The 17621-nt window shown below is 46.5% G+C and carries 21 protein-coding genes, 1 tRNA gene and 1 riboswitch; of the genes, 11 read left to right on the top strand and 11 right to left on the bottom strand.

What is annotated here, in order from left to right; genetic code table 11:
• The first annotated feature begins 131 nt into the window (after positions 1–131).
• Positions 132–740, top strand: coding sequence for a class I SAM-dependent methyltransferase (locus LCM29_RS04695; protein WP_224861222.1), 609 nt, complete (start codon positions 132–134; stop codon positions 738–740).
• 39 nt (positions 741–779) lie between these two features.
• Here the strand turns inward: LCM29_RS04695 and rlmN are convergent, their stop codons facing one another.
• Both rlmN and LCM29_RS04705 read right to left on the bottom strand, forming a co-directional pair.
• Positions 780–1841, bottom strand: coding sequence for a 23S rRNA (adenine(2503)-C(2))-methyltransferase RlmN (gene rlmN, locus LCM29_RS04700; RefSeq protein ID WP_224861224.1), 1062 nt, complete (start codon positions 1839–1841; stop codon positions 780–782).
• A gap of 65 nt (positions 1842–1906) precedes the next feature.
• Positions 1907–3313: an amidase family protein gene (locus tag LCM29_RS04705; protein ID WP_224861226.1), complete on the bottom strand. Its 1407-nt coding sequence runs from the start codon at positions 3311–3313 to the stop codon at positions 1907–1909.
• A 113-nt stretch (positions 3314–3426) separates the two neighbouring features.
• Between LCM29_RS04705 and LCM29_RS04710 the strand changes: the two genes are divergently transcribed.
• The 4 genes from LCM29_RS04710 to LCM29_RS04725 all read left to right on the top strand — a co-directional run bounded on the left by LCM29_RS04710 (position 3427) and on the right by LCM29_RS04725 (position 5339).
• Positions 3427–3588: a hypothetical protein gene (locus tag LCM29_RS04710; RefSeq protein ID WP_224861228.1), complete on the top strand. Its 162-nt coding sequence runs from the start codon at positions 3427–3429 to the stop codon at positions 3586–3588.
• A gap of 44 nt (positions 3589–3632) precedes the next feature.
• Positions 3633–3732, top strand: a riboswitch (SAM riboswitch).
• 67 nt (positions 3733–3799) lie between these two features.
• On the top strand, positions 3800–4324 hold the full coding sequence (msrA, locus tag LCM29_RS04715) for a peptide-methionine (S)-S-oxide reductase MsrA (RefSeq protein ID WP_224861230.1): 525 nt from the start codon (positions 3800–3802) through the stop codon (positions 4322–4324).
• 101 nt (positions 4325–4425) lie between these two features.
• On the top strand, positions 4426–4938 hold the full coding sequence (locus tag LCM29_RS04720) for a DM13 domain-containing protein (RefSeq protein ID WP_224861232.1): 513 nt from the start codon (positions 4426–4428) through the stop codon (positions 4936–4938).
• Between the two features lie 143 nt (positions 4939–5081).
• Positions 5082–5339 carry a hypothetical protein gene (locus tag LCM29_RS04725; protein ID WP_224861234.1) on the top strand — a complete coding sequence of 86 codons (258 nt, stop codon included), beginning with the start codon at positions 5082–5084 and terminating at the stop codon, positions 5337–5339.
• 117 nt (positions 5340–5456) lie between these two features.
• Here the strand turns inward: LCM29_RS04725 and tnpB are convergent, their stop codons facing one another.
• Positions 5457–6545 (bottom strand): IS200/IS605 family element RNA-guided endonuclease TnpB, encoded by a 1089-nt coding sequence (gene tnpB, locus LCM29_RS04730; RefSeq protein ID WP_224861236.1) that lies wholly within the window; start codon positions 6543–6545, stop codon positions 5457–5459.
• Between the two features lie 127 nt (positions 6546–6672).
• Between tnpB and LCM29_RS04735 the strand changes: the two genes are divergently transcribed.
• Positions 6673–7089, top strand: coding sequence for a DUF6678 family protein (locus LCM29_RS04735; RefSeq protein WP_224861238.1), 417 nt, complete (start codon positions 6673–6675; stop codon positions 7087–7089).
• A gap of 763 nt (positions 7090–7852) precedes the next feature.
• On the opposite strand, the gene LCM29_RS04740 is transcribed toward LCM29_RS04735, so the two are convergent.
• Both LCM29_RS04740 and LCM29_RS04745 read right to left on the bottom strand, forming a co-directional pair.
• Complete coding sequence (locus tag LCM29_RS04740; protein WP_224861240.1) at positions 7853–8275, bottom strand: SRPBCC family protein; 423 nt, start codon at positions 8273–8275, stop codon at positions 7853–7855.
• A 204-nt stretch (positions 8276–8479) separates the two neighbouring features.
• Positions 8480–9343, bottom strand: coding sequence for a GRP family sugar transporter (locus LCM29_RS04745; protein WP_214749946.1), 864 nt, complete (start codon positions 9341–9343; stop codon positions 8480–8482).
• Positions 9344–9466: 123 nt separating this feature from the next.
• Here LCM29_RS04745 and LCM29_RS04750 point away from each other — a divergent pair.
• The 3 genes from LCM29_RS04750 (at position 9467) to LCM29_RS04760 (ending at position 10613) form a co-directional block, all read left to right on the top strand.
• Positions 9467–9539, top strand: a tRNA-Ala gene (locus tag LCM29_RS04750).
• Positions 9540–9652: 113 nt separating this feature from the next.
• Positions 9653–9985, top strand: a complete 333-nt coding sequence (locus tag LCM29_RS04755) for a four-helix bundle copper-binding protein (RefSeq protein ID WP_214749944.1) — start codon at positions 9653–9655, stop codon at positions 9983–9985.
• Positions 9986–10046: 61 nt separating this feature from the next.
• Positions 10047–10613 carry a 3'-5' exonuclease gene (locus LCM29_RS04760; RefSeq protein WP_224861243.1) on the top strand — a complete coding sequence of 189 codons (567 nt, stop codon included), beginning with the start codon at positions 10047–10049 and terminating at the stop codon, positions 10611–10613.
• Between the two features lie 23 nt (positions 10614–10636).
• On the opposite strand, the gene LCM29_RS04765 is transcribed toward LCM29_RS04760, so the two are convergent.
• The 5 genes from LCM29_RS04765 to LCM29_RS04785 all read right to left on the bottom strand — a co-directional run bounded on the left by LCM29_RS04765 (position 10637) and on the right by LCM29_RS04785 (position 15204).
• Positions 10637–11698: a bifunctional glycosyltransferase family 2/GtrA family protein gene (locus LCM29_RS04765; RefSeq protein WP_224861245.1), complete on the bottom strand. Its 1062-nt coding sequence runs from the start codon at positions 11696–11698 to the stop codon at positions 10637–10639.
• Between the two features lie 90 nt (positions 11699–11788).
• Entirely contained in the window at positions 11789–12778 is a 990-nt protein-coding gene (locus LCM29_RS04770) for a sodium:calcium antiporter (RefSeq protein ID WP_224861247.1), read from the bottom strand.
• A gap of 187 nt (positions 12779–12965) precedes the next feature.
• Entirely contained in the window at positions 12966–13814 is an 849-nt protein-coding gene (locus tag LCM29_RS04775; protein ID WP_224861249.1) for an HD domain-containing protein, read from the bottom strand.
• Between the two features lie 99 nt (positions 13815–13913).
• Positions 13914–14618, bottom strand: coding sequence for an SDR family NAD(P)-dependent oxidoreductase (locus LCM29_RS04780; RefSeq protein WP_224861252.1), 705 nt, complete (start codon positions 14616–14618; stop codon positions 13914–13916).
• A 40-nt stretch (positions 14619–14658) separates the two neighbouring features.
• Positions 14659–15204 (bottom strand): glycerol-3-phosphate responsive antiterminator, encoded by a 546-nt coding sequence (locus LCM29_RS04785; protein ID WP_224861254.1) that lies wholly within the window; start codon positions 15202–15204, stop codon positions 14659–14661.
• Positions 15205–15319: 115 nt separating this feature from the next.
• On the opposite strand from LCM29_RS04785, the gene LCM29_RS04790 reads away from it, so the two are divergent.
• Positions 15320–15745 (top strand): GNAT family N-acetyltransferase, encoded by a 426-nt coding sequence (locus LCM29_RS04790; RefSeq protein ID WP_214874461.1) that lies wholly within the window; start codon positions 15320–15322, stop codon positions 15743–15745.
• A 25-nt stretch (positions 15746–15770) separates the two neighbouring features.
• Positions 15771–16940, top strand: coding sequence for a cation:proton antiporter (locus LCM29_RS04795; protein ID WP_214874462.1), 1170 nt, complete (start codon positions 15771–15773; stop codon positions 16938–16940).
• Between the two features lie 51 nt (positions 16941–16991).
• On the opposite strand, the gene LCM29_RS04800 is transcribed toward LCM29_RS04795, so the two are convergent.
• Positions 16992–17612 carry a DedA family protein gene (locus LCM29_RS04800; RefSeq protein ID WP_224861256.1) on the bottom strand — a complete coding sequence of 207 codons (621 nt, stop codon included), beginning with the start codon at positions 17610–17612 and terminating at the stop codon, positions 16992–16994.
• Positions 17613–17621: the final 9 nt, after the last annotated feature.

Raw genomic sequence — 17621 nt, forward strand, 5'->3', positions numbered from 1 at the left:
CTCCACTCTATCCATTAGTTCAGAAATCTATTCCCTTCTCCCATCTCGACTATGCATGAATTCAGAAAATCGTGATGGATTTTCACCGTCGTCCGTTCGATTTGCTATAGTGAAAGAAAAGTAGAGAGGAAGTGAATGTCTTGTCTAAATGGGATGAACGATTTAGCTCGGAGGATTATGTGTATGGGACAGAGCCGAACGAGTTTTTACAAAAATGGATCACCTCTCATCAGATCGAAGGAAAACGTGTATTGGCCATCGCTGAGGGGGAAGGTCGAAACGCAGTCTGGCTCGCCACGCTCGGCTTCGACGTCGAGATGTGGGACGCTTCGAAAGTTGGACTCGAAAAAGCGAAGCGCTTGGCAACTTCACGAAACGTCTCCCTTCAGACGAAGCAGATTGACTTGAATGAAGCGGTCTGGTCGCAAGATACGTATGACCTAGTCATCTGTATCTTCGGCCACTTTCCTCCACATGTCAGAGAAAAGGTGCTCGCCGGTATTCAAAAAACACTACGACCTGGTGGCGTATTCCTGACCGAAGTGTACTCTACAAATCAACTCGCATACGGAACAGGTGGACCAAAAAACCTCTCACTTCTTTACAATGAGGAGATGTTCCACCAACTCGAAGACAATTTCATTTCTCTCGTCTTAAACGAGAATGTCGTATGGCGAGAAGAAGGGACACTCCATCACGGCGAATCAGCTGTGATTCAATATGTCGGACAAAAACGATAAGCGAATGGCCTCCCCGAAAAATTCGGAGAGGCCATTTGATTACTTCGCGCCTTCGACGTTCATATGCTTACTGCGGAGCTGACCGCAAGCTGCATCGATATCTGTCCCATGTTCGAGACGGACACCTGTGTTGACACCACGCTTTTTCAAGATATCATAAAACGCCATGATATCTTCCGGTGTGCTTCGCTCATATTGGATATGCTCGTTGACAGGATTATATGGAATCAAGTTGATGTAAGACTTGTCCTTGATGTCTTCAATCAAGTCCGCGAGTTCTTCCGCATGTTCCGGTAAATCGTTCACTTTCGAGAGCAAGATATACTCGAATGTGATCCGTTTATTCGTCTTCTCGACGTAATAGCGAATCGACGGCATGAGTTTATCAAGCGGGAACGCCCGGTTGATTTTCATGATACGTGTGCGTAATTCATCGTTTGGAGCATGTAGAGAGAGCGCCAAGTTGATGCGCAAGTCGAGGTCCGCAAACTTATAGATCTTGTCCGCAAGTCCACTCGTCGACACGTTGATTTTACGTGGGGCGATTGCAAGACCACGCTCATCTTTGACGACGCGCAAGAAGTCGACCAAGTTATCGAAGTTATCGAACGGTTCACCGATTCCCATAACGACGATATGACTGACGCGGTCCCCTTCTCCTTCTTCATCGAGGAAATGTTGGACAGTCATGATCTGCTCGACGACCTCACCAGCCGTCAAATCACGTGTCTTTTTCAACAAGCCGCTCGCACAGAAGCTGCATCCGATGTTACAACCGACCTGTGTCGTCACACAGACCGAGCGACCATATTTATGACGCATGAGCACCGTCTCGATATAGTGACCGTCATGCAATTTAAGTAAGAATTTGACCGTTCCATCGCCCGCTTCTTGTTTAACGAACAGTTCTTGTGTCGAGATGACGTATTTCTCAGTTAAGTAATCGCGTACTTCGTCACGGACGTTCAGCGCGTCCATCGATTTGACCCGGTCGATGTAGAGCGAGTCCCAGACTTGACGTGCGTGGAAGGCACCATATCCTGCTTCCGTGCACTCGTTTGTGAGTTGATCGAACGTCAACCCGTATATAGATGATTTCATTCTAACCTGTCCTTTCTCTAATCCGCATACGTACCATTGTAGCGGACGTCAGAGACGGGTGCAACTTACGAATAATCTGGAGGCGTCGGTCGTGTGATGAACTGTTCGAACGCATAAGCGACACGAATCAAATCTCTTTCCGCAAAGCTCGTTCCCGTGAACGATAGACCGAACGGGGCCCCGCTCTCTTTTCGTTTATAAGGGACCGTGATTGTCGGGTGTCCTGCTTTCGCAGCCATATCATAGTTCATGTCATGTGGCAGGACGATCGCGTCCAGTTTTTGCCCTTTTAATAGCTCATCCATTCCGTCCACTTTTGCGAGATGAACATCATCAATCCGACGGTCGAGATAACTAGCTTCGACGAGACGCCCTGAACGTGCATCTGACTGTTCAAAGATGGTCTGCCCGTGCGGAATCGTTTCGGGGTGGTCCGCGTTCCATTCGATCAAGTCTGAAAGCGTCTTAAATGGCACAGTTGTGTTCGCAAGATACGCCTCAATCCCAAGCTTAAATTCATCAAATAAAATATCTGCCTGTTCTAATGCATCGTGTTTCGGTAACGTGATCTCGACGAGTTCAACCTCGGCTTGACGCAACAATCGAAGTGCCTGTTCATACAATCCGACTTCTTCGTCTGAAATAGTTGGCTTGATAAATCCGACACGCATCCCGACGGCTTGACGGACATCGAGACATGTCACATAAGGCGGTCCGACTGGAGTTTCCCATGTCGCAGGATCAGTCGAATCTTCACCACACATTGTCTGTAACGCAACGACCGCATCACGAAGGGTACGCGCCATCGGTCCAGCCGTATCTTGAGAACGTGAGATCGGAATGATTCCTGAACGACTAATCAAGCCAACGGTTGGCTTGATTCCGACGATACTATTATGCACACTCGGGTGTACAATCGAGCCGCTCGTCTCAGATCCAACGGCAAGGAGTGTCAAGTTCGCCGCAACCGCCGAAGCCGATCCAGAACTCGATCCCCCGACATCTAATTGGTCGCCATAAGGATTCTTCGTTTGTCCGCCAACAGCACTCCAACCATTAGGCATATCTTCCGTTAAAAAGTTCGCCCACTCGGACAGGTTCGCTTTTCCGAGAATAATGGCCCCGTCAGCCCGTAATCGTTTTACGAGCTCGGCATCTCGACCTGCAAAATGATGTCGCATGGCGGCGGCACCTGCTGTCGTACGCATCAGACCGGCTGTCTCGATATTGTCCTTAATTAAGACGGGGATGCCGAGGAGCGGTTTGCGTACTCCTTTTTTATAGGCCCGGTCTGCTGCCTCTGCCTCGAAAAGTGCGTCTGGATTCACCTGGATGACGGCATGAAGTCGCTCATTATATGCAGCAATCCTTCTAAGATAATACGCTGTTATGTCTCGTGCCGTGAATTGTCCTTCTTTATACCCACGATGTGCACGTTCAATCGTCAGTTCATGTAATTGGATTTGTTCCATCCTACATTCCTCCTTTATCTCTCCCACTTTATTCGTGCTCTATGCCTGATTTCCTTTTCGTATCGCCAAGTCGATGTGTTCTTGTTACACTTAAGAAAAAACAGGAGGTTCCTATGACACGCTCCTACATATTCGTGCTTCTCGCTGTGTTCGGTCTATTTTTCTTGCAGTTATACGGAGAAAATGTGCCGTATGGTCCGTACATTTCAATCGGGTTGATCGGATTCATCATCGTCTTGACGATTTTTCAGTTGAAGCGAAAACCGAATCATTGACGAAAGTATTTTGAGGGTGGTATGATGCTCTCACCAACTACATATCGATATCAAGAGTGAACGAGAGATCTGGCTCCATGACTTCACAGCAACCTGCCATAGGCAAGGTGCTACGACCAGCAAGGGAAACCTTGGACGATATGACGAGAGCGCTCATGTCATCCGACGTGAGCGCTTTTTTGTTGAAATACGATTTGGAGGGAACGACAAGATGGAAAAAGCAACATTTGCAGGTGGCTGTTTTTGGTGCATGGTAACACCTTTTGAAGAACTACCAGGGATTGAAGGAATCGTATCCGGCTATATGGGCGGAGAGGTCGACAATCCGACGTATGAAGAAGTCAAAACGGGAACGACTGGTCATTTAGAAGTCGTTCAAATCACATATGACCCATCTCTGTTCTCATATGAGCGTCTCCTCGAGCTATATTGGATTCAGACCGACCCGACCGATGACGGTGGTCAATTCCAAGACCGTGGGCCTCAGTATGCCCCAGCCATCTTCTATCACACGGAGGAACAACGAATCGCGGCTGAGGCGAGTCGCGATGTGTTAGCTGCAAGTGGTCGTTTCACCTCACCGATTGTCACAAAAATCACTCCGGCGACGACATTCTTCGAAGCGGAAGAGTATCACCAGGATTACCACAAAAAGAATCCAAAACACTATAAAGAAGACCGGGCCATCTCGGGACGTGACGAGTTCATTGAGGAGAACTGGACCGAAACCGTATAACGGTCATCAGGCGCGAATGTTAGCATTCGCGTCTTTTTATAAGCCCAATAATCGGGAAAAGGCTAATAATGGTTCATACATCCGAGAAGGAGGACTCATACATGAATACAAGTACGAAACTCATCATCGGTGTGATCGGCATAGCCGTGATCGCCGTCGCCTGGTGGCTCATCTCACCGCTTTTCTTGACAGAGACAGTCGATGAAGGATTACCACCGACAGCTGTTGAGACGCCTGCTCCAGAAGAAGAGACAGAGGAAGAGACACCGGAAGCACAACCGAATCAAACCGAAGTAGCGGGTGTGTTCATGGACGGGGAGAAAAATTATGAGACAACCGGCACGATTCGCTCCGTCGAGGCAGAAGACGGGACGTATCTTCGATTTGAAGAGTTCGAGACGACAAACGGACCTGATTTATTCGTCTATTTGATGAAACCCGGACAAGAGACGACCGAAGGGATTCGACTTGGAGCACTTAAAGGGAATACAGGAAACCAAAACTATTTAGTTCCGGCAGATATCGATCTGTCAGAATATAGCACCGTAGTGATTTGGTGCCGTGCTTTTAGCGCGACGTTCGGGACGGGAGAACTGACTTCAACAAGTGAATGAATTGACTAAAGGGTGACTGAATGAATCGGCCACCCTCTTTTCATTTGAATTTGCCTAAAAAATAAAGACCAATCATCCAACATCAATTGAGAACATGCTATCATATATGTAAATAAGTGTAATTCAATTGAGGAGGTACGATTATGGAGCAGACGTTGTCACAACCATATAAACATTACTTTTGGAAACGTTTCTTTCTATTCTTCATTCCATTGATGATGGTCGGTATATTATCCGAACCGATGATTATTCAAAATCCATTTGAAAAGCTCGAAGACTATGGAGAATTTGTGTTATTCTTGGCAATTTATATCCTTGTACTCGGTGGATGGGCGGCGTTTATAACGTCGATGATGTGGCGTATTAGACAACGCAAGTTGAAAAAAGAGGAGAATGAGTGAACTACTCGCCACTTATTTGCTTTGCAAATTGAAGTGGGAGCTTCTTGGGAAGACCGTGCTCTTATTAGCCACGGTTGTTTACCAAGCTCGTCGGGTGGTTCCCACCCTGAAGGATTGTCAGTCGGCCAGCATCAATAGGTTGATGCTCGCGTTGATGTCTCGGTCATGATGCGCGCCACAGGCACACGTCCATTCACGGACGTCCATCGCTTTCTTCTGACCTTTCTCGCCACAAGAAGAACAGATTTGTGTCGATGCGTACCAGGGGTCCGCCTTGATGAGCGTCCGTCCGCAGAAGTTTGATTTGTATTCGAGTTGACGGACGAACTCATGCCAGCTGACATCTGCAATCGATTTGGCGACCTGATGGTTCTGCATCATATGCTTCGACTTCAATGTCTCCACGACGATGACTTGGTTCTCGTCAACGACCCGTCTCGACAGTTTGTGAAGGAAGTCCTTGCGTTGGTTGGCAATCTTTTCGTGTTTCTTGGCCAAAAGTAATTTGGCTTTTTCACGATTCTTGCTCCCAATTTTCTTGCGTGACAGCGCGCGTTGCACCTTCTTGACCTTCGCTTCGGATTTTCGAAGAAAGCGAGGGTTGTCGATCTTCTCCGAGACCATCGCGTCGTTCGTCATGACGGCGAAGTGTCCCAGACCGAGGTCGATCCCGACCTTGTGCTCGGCTGGGATCCATGGTTCATCGTCCTGTGCGACGAGGATGGAGATGAAGAACTTGCCCGTCCTCGTCATCGACACCGTCGCCGACCGGATGACGCCCTCGAACGGACGATGTTGGGTGAACCGCACGAACCCGACCTTCGGCAGACGGACCTTGCCCGCCTCGATGCGGATCGTGCCGTGCTGGTTGTTCGTCGTGTAGGAGGCGCGCGCCTTTCGTCTCGACTTGAACACCGGGAAGCCGGCCGTCCCGGCGAAGAACTTCGCGAACGCGGTGTCGAGGTTCAGCTTTGCGTTCGCGAGCGCGAGGCTGTCCGCCTCGGCGAGGAACGGGAACAGGGGCTTGTAGGAGGCGGGTGTCGCCGGTTTCCGTCTCGTTCCGCTCCCCGTTTTCGCCTCCTCGCGGATGGCGATGCGGTCCTCGAGCAGCTTGTTGTAGATGAACCGGGCGCAGCCGATCGTCTTGATGAGGAACTCGGCCTGTGCCGGCGTCGGGTGGAGCCTGTATGTGTAGCCTTTCAACATGTCCGTCCCTCCTCCCTCCAGAAGATTGTGATGTGTCCTCCTCATCCGATACCCGTGGAGGGGGATGGAGAATCTGACGGAATGACGAACTTTTGTTCGTCATATCTGTCACAGGAGGAGAAGACTATTGGACCGGGCGATTCATCTCCCGCCTACGCTGGGCTACGCCCCAAGACGCTTAGAGGAGAGAGAATTCTCGCCTGATTTAGTTAAAATGACCTCTTATTACTCCCATCCAGTGATGAGAAATACAAAATGGGAAGAAGTTAGAGAAGCAATGTGCATTAATCCCACTCACTTCCAATGGCGGACAAAAGATATTGAAACAGGCTATATTTCGATGTGGGATGCTGAGTCGTATTATCATTTCAGACTTGGGGACTACAACTACATTGAATGGTTAGAAATCAAGGCAGACACCGAGGAACTCCGAAAAAACCTTTTAGATATCCTTGAAAAAATTCATGTTCCTAGAAAGGTTCTTGAAGATGCTATTCGAGTTTATGGATATGCCGATACCGAATTATATGTTGACTATATCTAGTATAAATCACTATGATCAATTTACTCTTTTCTCTCTTAATGTCAATTATGGCTTAAGCAGATGGCCCAAGTCCTTGTTTATGATTTTTCTTTTGCGCTCCGCGCCTCCTGTCAGAAAGGTAAGGAACATATTTCTTATCGGCGACGCACGCATCCACTCGGAGTGTTCCATCACTCCCGAGAACGAGAACACCGTCCGGACGAACCGATCCAATCCTTCGAACGTATAGTCATCAAGTAGTCATTCGTTCATCACGTCTAAAATTCTTCCCATTCTCTACAGAACGACTTCTCTCAAAAAGTCCATTCAGTCCACCTACGGAAGTTTATCGCCAAAATCATCGGCAAAAGTGTAAAAAAGGGGTCTAGCCACCAAAAATTGATGACCGAACCCCTCTTTTTTTTAAATCTCCCTAATAGTATATGAGTCCTTTCGAGTTTCCCTATCGATTTGAAGAAGGCACAGCGAGTCAACTTGAGCGCACATTCAACAGGAAAATGTTCGAGCTGAGCGACTTCTAACGCATCGAGAAAAGAATGAACGAAATAATTTAGTTGACGAAACTCTACTAACAAATTCGGACAAGCACATTTTGCACATTTAGGAGCGCCCACCACAACGGACCATGTGCACGGATTTATTTACTCCAACTCGATGAAAGACGCTTAAACACCACTCAACATCATCGCATCGCTCAGTATTCTCCAAAACCTTGTTCATATCATTGAAAAGGGAGCTGCTGTTCAAAGCATCTGTTTATCTTTTATACACTCTTACCATTCACATATCGAGTGAAATTGTCGAGAATTGCCTGCCAGCCTTGTCGTTGCATTTCAACCGGATTCATCGATTCTGCATCAAACACCTCGACCACCTTCGTCTGATCACCTTCTGAAGCAAATGAAATTCTAACTCTCCGTTCATCTTCAAGACGATACTGAATGAGCTCATTTACTTTAACTTCTTCATATACTCCTTCAAAATCAAAGCCCATGCTTTGATCTTTTGCTTCCATCCGACTTCGAAATTTCCCGCCAATCTGTAAGTCGTTTTCCGCTTCGGTCGTATGCCAATCGTCAGACGCATGATTCCACTGTTTGATATGATCTGGGTCTGTCCACAGTGTCCAGACAGTGTCGATTGGTGCATCGACGAGCGTTGATATCGTCACTACGTTTGATTCCATGATTCGTTTCCCCTTTACTCTGTCATTTTACGAGCAATCATGAATGTGGTACGCACCTGTACCATGTAGATTACATGAGTAGGCATTACTTCCATATCGATCACGTCATCTCCTGCTTTCCCTCAATATCGCTAATCAAAAAATCCTGGATGGCACGCTAGCACGAGTGCGCATTCAGGGTTCTTATCATTTCATAATCGAAATTTAACTCTTGGCAATCCCAAGCATAAATCCGGCAACGACAATCAAGCCGATTCCCATAAAGACATAGACGCGTTCCTTTGTCGTCTTCTCTTCTTTCAAGAGATAGATCCCACCGAGTGTCGCCACGACGACGTTCAATTGAGATAAAGCGAATGAAGTCGCAATCCCGACTTCTCCGCTCGAGACGAAGAGACCGAAGTTCCCGATCCCCCAGGCAATCCCGGCTAAAATATTCTTGAACGTACGTGGATCGATTTTCTTCACGTCCTTCTCACGGATACTGAAGAGAAGTGCTGCGATGAACATCCCGACCGATTGTGGAAGAATCGCGGTGATGCCTTCTACTTCAAAGTAGTTCGTCAAGACCGCATACGTGACGTAACCGATACTCGAGACGAATAGGACGAGTAATCCCTTTTTCAAAGCTCCGGCACTATCCTGATCTTTCTTCTGTTGGTATGAAGTCATGGTCGCCCCGATGATAATCAAGACAAGCGCTGAAAACCCTAACCATAACTCCGTCGTCGTCTGCCAGTCACCGAGTACGATGACCCCAAAGAGAGACGTCCCGACGAGCTGCATCCCCGTACTGATCGGCATCGCTTTGGAGACGCTTAGGATTTGGAACGATTGGAACTGCAAATATTGACCGAGCGCCCAGAACGCCCCTGAGATAAATCCGGTCACGATGGCGAGTGTCGTGAACTCCGGTCGGAATACGAGGGCAATCACGGCCGCCATGATCATCGCCCCAATGGTCGTTCCGATTAACTGCTGAATCGGTTTTCCTCCCACTTTCGACACGATAAGTGGAATACTTCCCCACATGAGTGCCGGTAAGAGTGCCAAAAGAATCATTTCCATGAAGCACACCTGCTTTCTTAATATAACGTCTAACATGAAATTCCCACGTCTTCAATTTTATAAACCTAAATTGCAAAAGGGAATTGCCATGTCGAATACTACGATGATATAATGATTTCGAACGGGGCATTAGCTCAGCTGGGAGAGCGCTACGCTGGCAGCGTAGAGGTCAGGGGTTCGAGCCCCCTATGCTCCATTAATTTGTCACATCTCGAATGAGGTGTGGCTTTTTTATTGGCATGATGCGATTCAACCCCTTTCTGAACGGGTAATGTTAGATAGACTTTTTCATATAAGGGGGAATTTTTGATGGAACGCACATCTGTTGAAGAGACATTGACGAGCGTGATCGAATGCATGCGCGCTTGTAACCATTGTTTCTCAAAAAGTTTACAAGAAGAAGATTTACACATGTTCACTGAATGCATCCGATTGACACGTGAGTGTTCCGACATCTGTTCGCTCGCATTGAATGCCTTAGAAACAGATTCAGCCTTCTCTAAACCAATCGTCGCACTATGCGCCCAGGTCTGTGATACGTGTGCGGTTGAATGCGGACGCCATCAGCACGACCATTGTCAAGCCTGTGCCAAAGCATGTGAACGTTGTGCGGAAGCTTGCCGAACACTCGTTGCCGCTTGAGCACGACATTTGTCTAACTTTCTGTTAGACTTTTTTTATTGCAAAGGAAAGAAGGAAAACTATGAGCCATACCATTCTCGCACTTGACGTGGAGACCGCTAACCGCGATAGCCGTAGCATCTGCTCACTCGGGTGGAGCATCCTGCAAAATGGAGAAGTCATCGAAACTGATCAACGACTCGTCAATCCAGAGGAAGACTTTGATATGGGGAACATACGGGTTCATGGCATTCGTCCGAGTGATGTATGGGATGCCCCTGCGTTACCGGAAGTACTTGCCTCTCTTTACCCGATTTTACGAGAAGTCGACCTCGTCATCGCACATAACGCCTCTTTTGATATGGGGGCCTTAAGAAAGGCAATTGTGAAATATGATCTATTCGATTTCCCTACAATTGAGTACGGATGCACTGTCAAATTATCACGTAAACTGTATCCAGGACTCCCGAACCACAAGTTGAACACGATGGCAGAATACTTGAACGTGCCGTTTATTCATCATGATGCCGCGGAAGACGCTCGCGTATGCGCTCTTCTCATGCGTGATATGATGCAGAAAACCGGCATTACAAGCCCAAGAGAGCTACATCGCTATACGTCCGTCAAAACAGGAACGCTCGCATATTAAACCGGTCATGCAATCATGACCGGTTATTTTTTGAATATCCATCTTTTTTGGATATAATAACTGACGAAAAAGAGAAAGCTATCGACGATCACCTTTAAGATCACCTCTCCTTGTCTAAATAGGAGAAACAACAGATAAACGAGTAGTGCAGAAACGGCCATTTGTAGCACGACGAGACTAAAGTATTTTGGAAGGGACCGCCGCGCCTTCGAATCGAAGACTACTTTTCGATTAACGAGATAATTGAATAAAGAAGAAATGATTCGAGCGATGACCGTCGCAATGACGACATGAGCCGTGTCGAAGTATGGAGATAATAAATAAATGAAGAGCGCATACATCCCGACGTCGACAAGGAACGAGGCGACAGACGATAGTGAATACATCAAAAACATCCGGTAAATTAAGATCGAGTCGAGAATCGGTCGGAAATGGGATGAGTCATTTTCATTCTTATAAACGGTCTGGATGGTCGTCTGTTGAATCGGGACCTGCAACCGTTTCGTGAACGTGAGCATGTTCATCTCGAACTCATATCGATTCCCCGGAATGTCAATCAATTGTCGCGCGTATCGTATCGGGATAGCACGTAGTCCTGTCTGAGTATCTCTTAACTTTAATCCACTCCCGATCAACATGACGAGTCGTGTCGCCTGATTCCCAAACCGACTTCGGAGTGGAATCGCATCTCCACTGAAGTCACGGCACCCCATGATCAGATGATGCGGCTTACTCACTCCCTCCTCATACACATTGACGACATCCTCAGGTAAATGTTGCCCATCGGCGTCAACCGTGATGACACCTAATTTGTCAGGATAGGTCTCCGCAATATACTGCAATCCAGTCTTCAGAGCTGCCCCTTTTCCTTGATTCTGTTCGTGCGCTAGCACTTGATCAACAAATGATGCCACCTTTTCAAATATGCCTACCGTCGACTCATCACTACCGTCATTGACCACAACGATGGTCGAAAACCCGCTCGCCCTCAACTTCTCCACGAGTGTGACGAGTGCCTCATCAGGGTTATAGGCCGGAATCAAGATTGTATACGCTTGACGTGTTTCCACTTCATGCATTTGCATCGCCACCCCTCCTCTCCTTTCCTCTATACCCGAAGCGACGACCTCACATTCCCATAAAAAAAGCATCAGTCCTGTGACTGATGCATGAACTCATCCGATAAAAATCAAGTAGGAAGAAACAAAGTAAACGACAACGACGAGAAGCGAAGGAATGACGTAACGTACCTTCGACGTGACATTTTGTCGGAGAACGCTATACATAACGAGAATCGATAGAATCGTAATCCCGACCGCCGACACAAGATGTGAAGTCGATACGTCTGCCAAAATCGAACCATTACGATAGAAGACGTCCGACATGGCGATAATGAGCATGTTAAAGATGTTACTTCCGAGAATCGAACCGAATGCCAAGTTGACGTTTCGAAGCTTGAGCGCCATAAACACGGCGACTGCCTCAGGTAATGATGTCGATGCGGCAATCAAAAAGCTCCCGACGAAACTAGAACCGAGTCCCGTGACGACGGCGATTTGATCTCCTGTGATGGAGAGTGCCGTTCCGGCTGCCATGATGACGACAGCAGCAATTAGAAACCCGAATCCAGCTCGTTTCAACGTGATGTCTTCATACTTACTGACAACGACCTCTTCTTCCACTTCATGCTCAGCGACCGGCTCTTTCGGTTGCTTCCCGATATAGTAAATTCCAATCCCGTATAGAAGGGCAATTAAAAGTGCGTCAACACCGATTCCGATAAACGTCATATCGACTCGGACAATCAAGGCGATCAATGTCGTCACGGTCAAGAGTAAACCAAGTCCTGCCGTGTATAGATGATCACGGCTCGCATAGTTAAAGAGTTGCTTTTGACGGAAATACAAATCGAACATCGCTAAAATAAAAATATTGAACAAGTTAGACCCGAGCATGTTTCCGATAGCGATGTCCGGGTTGTCAATCATGACCGCTGATATACTCGTCGTCACTTCAGGTAGTGACGTCGCTCCTGCCAACAAAACGGTACCGACGAGCATCCCGCCCATTTTTGACTTTTCCGTCATGACATCGGCGTATGTGGACAACTTGATTGCGGCATAGACCGTGATGGCCGCAGCTAATAAGAAATAAACAAATACCATTTTTTCTCCTCCTTGGGTAAACAAAAAAGACCTTTTTATGGACGACAAAAACGCCCATAAAAAGGTCTTGCGGACTTGTAAAAGCTCGATGGACCGAGTGCATGCACACTGTAATGACGACCCACCGACCACGTGCGTGGTCGCTACTCCCCTTTTTATCTTCCTCTTGACTATAGCATGAACCTATCTAGTTGACAATCGAGCGACGCATGAGCGCAACAAAATCCGATGCGTCCATAGCAGTCCGATAACCAAGTTCTTGCAACGCTGCTAACTGCGGAGCTAGCATCGGATAAGTCCAACCCGCTCGCTCTAGTTGCTGTCGAAACGCCTCATTCTCCTCGTCCTCTACAGCATTACGAGCAACAATTTCCTTTAATTCATATGCGGTTTGACAGAGTGGTGCCACTTCTTGGACCCATTCATCTTCTATGAAACAGGTTAGGATAGATTCAAATAGTCTCAATACTTTCTCATTTTTTACATTCTTTTCACCATAAAACAAAGAATTAAGTTCCTGCTCATACAAGCCAATCAAATCCGTCGAACTACGAAACGGTTCGAATGCATGTAACAACTGATGGTAGTACCAAGACTGATCTCGCATCGGACGTTTGAAACGTTGCCACACCGTCATCCCTTCCATCTCTAAATCATAACGTATGGAACGTAGATTATGTAGCTTATCCGCTACGAGGAGTGCGACCTCATCGAATTGTAACGATGAGATGTGCTCAAGAGTCATCTGTTTTCGTTGTTCCCACGTCTGTTCACGGTTCTTCTCAGAAACGGCGAGTACAAGGCGTAATACGTCCGGACCGAATCTAGCTAAGATTTCTTGAGGATCCGTTTTCGAATCCTCAATTAAATCGTGTAAGAGTCCAGCTGCAACGACCGTTGGTGGTTGGTGATCCGTCTCGAGCAACAGTGCTACAGAAAACGGGTGTGACAAATATGGAATCGATGACCCTTTCCGGTGCTGCCCTCCATGACGAATCGATGAAAAGCGAAGCGCTTCTTCTACAAGCGGGTTCATGTCAATTCCCCCTTCTTCCGGATGAAAACTCTTCTATTACTTACCCGGAATTAGGCATAAATAACCTAAATTCTTTCTATAATTAGGTATATAGTCTTATCACTCTTCGTAAATCATTTTCTTCGTCATTCCGCCATCGACGACGAGATTGTGACCGTTTACGAAGTCATTGTTTCGGTCAATCAAATACCGTACCGCTCGGACAATGTCAGCCGGTTCGCCGACACGGCCAGAAGGATGCTGACGATGGTCGACTTCTCGTAACGCTTCGTCTGATGTATGAATCCAGCCCGGGCTAATCGCATTCACAGTTATCGGTCGATCACTCAATGAAATGGCAAGTGAATGGGTCAAACCGACAATTCCACCTTTAGAAGCCCCATACGCATCCCAGTGCGGTTCGTTTTGCATAGCACGTGTCGAAGCCATATTGACGATGCGACCATATGACTCATCTTTGTTCAATTCCAAAAAGTATTTCGCACAAGTAAACGTTCCTACTAAATTGACGTCGATGACTCGTTTGAACGTATCGATTTCAAGTTCGTCAATCGGTTTGACGAGAGAGGCAATCCCCCCGTTGTTAATCAATACATGAGCATGTCCAAAACGTGACTTTATGTCTTCGAATACACCCTGTAGCGCTTCCGTCTTGCCAAGGTCAACTTGGTAAAAGGACACCCCTTTTATATTCGGATCTTCACCAATGTCCAAGCCAACAACTTCATATTGATTTACGAACGCATTAGCGAGCGCGTAGCCAATCCCTTGCGTGACACCTGTAATGATCATAATATCTTTCATCTGTTCATCCCTCCTAGAAGAGTGTATACCCGAATGTGGCTTACTCAGTCCACAGTTTACGATTTGAGGTCGTGATGACACTTGCCCCAGCGGCAAGGGCTGCATCCACTTCTTCCGTCGTCTCAATCAACCCTCCTGCAAATACAGGTATACCTGTTCTCTCCTGTACTCGTCGGATATACTTCGGAACGATTCCAGGTAGGACCTCGATGTAGTCTGGTTTTGATCGTTCAATATGCTTGATGCTCTTTTCCAATGATGTCGAGTCAATTAAAAACAAGCGTTGCACCGTCAACACATGATTTTGTTTTGCCCGTACAATCACGTTCCCTTTCGTCGAGATGACTCCAAACGGTCGATACGTTTGACAGACATACTCAGTTGCAAATTCATCCGCTTTCATTCCTTGGATTAGGTCCATATGAATAAAGACTTTTTTCTGATGCTTTTCTAATAATTTGAAGATAGGTTCTAATCGACTCATATGAATTTCAAGTAAGACTCCTACTTCAAGTTCACTCGATAAAAATCGTTCTAAATCGCGCATATCTCGAATCGCCGGCAAGATTGATTGACCCTGTATCATCCGATATTCCCCCTGTCTACTTTTCATTATGCCGACAGCTATTTTCATAAATCAAGGTTTACTCATTCAATATAGCGGGAAAGTAATATTAACTTGTGTAGAGGGGGATTTTAGCATGGTCAATGAAGTCACTGTAAAAGTTGAGACACCGACACCGGAGCAACATCAGTCGTTGCGGGTGAAGGCGGGGATGCCTCGACGCTCAGATGAAAGTACGGTCAAAGGGCTTAAGAACACGCTATTTGGCGTCTGTTTATATTTAGGTGATGAGATTGTCGGGATGGGGCGTGTCGTTGGGGACGGCGGAATGGTCTTTCATCTAGTCGACATCGTCGTCGATCCAGAATGCCAAGGACTAGGTCTTGGTAAATTAATCATGGAAAATTTAATGGAGTGGATTCTAAAAGAGGCAGATGAGACGGCCATTATCAGTCTGATTGCCGATATTCCTGCTGATGGCTTGTATCGTCAATTCGGCTTTGATTATTCACGGCCAGAATCAGTCGGTATGGAGTATCAATGGAATCAACTAGAAAGTTAACACACTTCTACAAAGGAGATGACTTATGGATGGATTGAACATCATCGTGTTGCTTGGACTGGCGCTCACGCTTATCTCCGTCTTCAGTCTCCTGATTGAACGCCTATACTTTCCAAGTATTTTAGCGTTTATCGCCATCGGAGTTGGGGTCGGTTTTTTCTGGGATGGAAACGAAGTATTTAAAATTGCTGGTGAAATCGGAATCATCCTTTTATTTTTCCTTCTCGGGTTAAAGTTTCCGTTACGCGAATTATGGAAGCGCATGCGAAAAGTATGGAAAGCAGGCGTATTAGACATCGTCCTATCGTTCGGCGTCTCATTCGGAATCGCCTTACTGTTTGGATTGGACTTTCCGCGTGCCTTCTTAATTGGTGCCGTTCTATACGCAACGAGCTCTTCGATTTCAGCGAAACTACTTGAGCGCCACTCCGAAAAACATGAAGATATTAAAGAATTCGTCCTTGCTCTACTTATTTTTGAAGATATATTCGCACCACTGTTATTGACGATTGCGCCATTCATCATTCAAGAGGAACCGGTCGCCATGACAGATATCGGGAAAGTATTCGCAGGATTTCTGATTTTCGGGGTATTATTGTTTATCGGATCGAGCTTTGTGTCGAAACAACAGAAGTTCTCGAAACACCTCTTACGTCAGGATGATGCGAGTATCGGGCTCATCGGACTCATTCTATTCTTCGCCGGAATCGGTATGGTATTTGGTCTATCTGAGATTTTAGGAGCCTTTATTGCCGGAATCATGCTTGCGGATATCCATGACGTTCGTCCGCTCAAACGTTTGACGGTACCCGTTCGTGACTTGTTTCTCCCAATCTTCTTTATTTCATTCGGAATTTCAATCAACTTGGAAAAAGGTGTCATCGTTAACACCTTATTCTTTGTATTGATTGTTTGGGGGGTCTTGTCGAAGTGGATTGTCGGTCGCGTTGGAGGAAGAATTTACGGGTTATCTCGCGTCCAGGCGAATGAGGCTGGGTTTTCTCTCGCTCCACGTGGTGAGTTCTCGATTTTGTTTACCGCCCTCTCAAACGGAGCAATCAACTTGTTTGTCGGTCTTTATATTTTCGTGTCAGCCATTGTGGGAATCATTTTATTCCGATTCTCGGAATACTTGGCCGAAAAGACAGAAAAGACGCTCACAAAAGTATTACCAGAAAAGAAAAACGAAGAGTGAACAGGCGAACCGAATTTTCGGTCCGCCTGTTTTATCGTCTCATTTATTCATTCATTCTTTTACTGCCTTTTTAGCATGTCGCTTTTTTCGCCAGATGAGGTATCCGATTAACCCAACGAGCAACAGAGCGTAAATCGTATAAGAATAGGCATCTAGATAGGCAAGTATATCTTGCCAGTTCTCACCGACTTTCATTCCGATCAAGACCAAGATTGTGTTCCAAATCGCTGTTCCGGCAGTACTGAGGAGCAAAAACTTTAAGAATGGCATATTCGACATACCTGCCGGGATTGAGATGAGACTTCGAACGACCGGCATCAATCGCCCAAAGAAGACCATCCACCCTCCGTATCGATCGAACCAGGCATCTGCTTTTTTGACATCGTTAATATCAAGCCGAATCCACTTTCCATATTTCTTCGTCCACTTTTCAATTTGCTCAACATCAAATAACAAACCTAGTCCGTATAATAAGACTGCTCCTAATATGGCTCCAACTGTCGATGCCACGATGACGAGCATGATGGACAAGTTCGTCTTTACAGCAAAAAAACCACCAAAGAGTAATACGACTTCAGAAGGGATTGGCGGAAAAACGTTCTCAATGAAGATCATGAACGCAATTCCTATGTATCCGTACTGTTCAATAATCGAAATCATCCAATCACTCATTATTGATGC

This window comes from Exiguobacterium aestuarii, assembly GCF_020171655.1.
Lineage (GTDB): Bacteria > Bacillota > Bacilli > Exiguobacteriales > Exiguobacteriaceae > Exiguobacterium > Exiguobacterium aestuarii_A.

Coding starts and splice junctions, on each gene's coding strand:
- tnpB (WP_224861236.1), bottom strand. CDS start 6,545: ATGTTGAAAGGCTACACATACAGGCTCCACCCGACGCCGGCACAGGCC.
- LCM29_RS04745 (WP_214749946.1), bottom strand. CDS start 9,343: ATGGAAATGATTCTTTTGGCACTCTTACCGGCACTCATGTGGGGAAGT.
- LCM29_RS04760 (WP_224861243.1), top strand. CDS start 10,047: ATGAGCCATACCATTCTCGCACTTGACGTGGAGACCGCTAACCGCGAT.
- LCM29_RS04720 (WP_224861232.1), top strand. CDS start 4,426: ATGAATACAAGTACGAAACTCATCATCGGTGTGATCGGCATAGCCGTG.
- LCM29_RS04790 (WP_214874461.1), top strand. CDS start 15,320: ATGGTCAATGAAGTCACTGTAAAAGTTGAGACACCGACACCGGAGCAA.
- LCM29_RS04800 (WP_224861256.1), bottom strand. CDS start 17,612: ATGAGTGATTGGATGATTTCGATTATTGAACAGTACGGATACATAGGA.
- LCM29_RS04710 (WP_224861228.1), top strand. CDS start 3,427: ATGACACGCTCCTACATATTCGTGCTTCTCGCTGTGTTCGGTCTATTT.
- LCM29_RS04740 (WP_224861240.1), bottom strand. CDS start 8,275: ATGGAATCAAACGTAGTGACGATATCAACGCTCGTCGATGCACCAATC.
- msrA (WP_224861230.1), top strand. CDS start 3,800: ATGGAAAAAGCAACATTTGCAGGTGGCTGTTTTTGGTGCATGGTAACA.
- LCM29_RS04755 (WP_214749944.1), top strand. CDS start 9,653: ATGGAACGCACATCTGTTGAAGAGACATTGACGAGCGTGATCGAATGC.
- LCM29_RS04725 (WP_224861234.1), top strand. CDS start 5,082: ATGGAGCAGACGTTGTCACAACCATATAAACATTACTTTTGGAAACGT.
- rlmN (WP_224861224.1), bottom strand. CDS start 1,841: ATGAAATCATCTATATACGGGTTGACGTTCGATCAACTCACAAACGAG.
- LCM29_RS04765 (WP_224861245.1), bottom strand. CDS start 11,698: ATGCAAATGCATGAAGTGGAAACACGTCAAGCGTATACAATCTTGATT.
- LCM29_RS04795 (WP_214874462.1), top strand. CDS start 15,771: ATGGATGGATTGAACATCATCGTGTTGCTTGGACTGGCGCTCACGCTT.
- LCM29_RS04780 (WP_224861252.1), bottom strand. CDS start 14,618: ATGAAAGATATTATGATCATTACAGGTGTCACGCAAGGGATTGGCTAC.
- LCM29_RS04775 (WP_224861249.1), bottom strand. CDS start 13,814: ATGAACCCGCTTGTAGAAGAAGCGCTTCGCTTTTCATCGATTCGTCAT.
- LCM29_RS04770 (WP_224861247.1), bottom strand. CDS start 12,778: ATGGTATTTGTTTATTTCTTATTAGCTGCGGCCATCACGGTCTATGCC.
- LCM29_RS04785 (WP_224861254.1), bottom strand. CDS start 15,204: ATGATACAGGGTCAATCAATCTTGCCGGCGATTCGAGATATGCGCGAT.
- LCM29_RS04705 (WP_224861226.1), bottom strand. CDS start 3,313: ATGGAACAAATCCAATTACATGAACTGACGATTGAACGTGCACATCGT.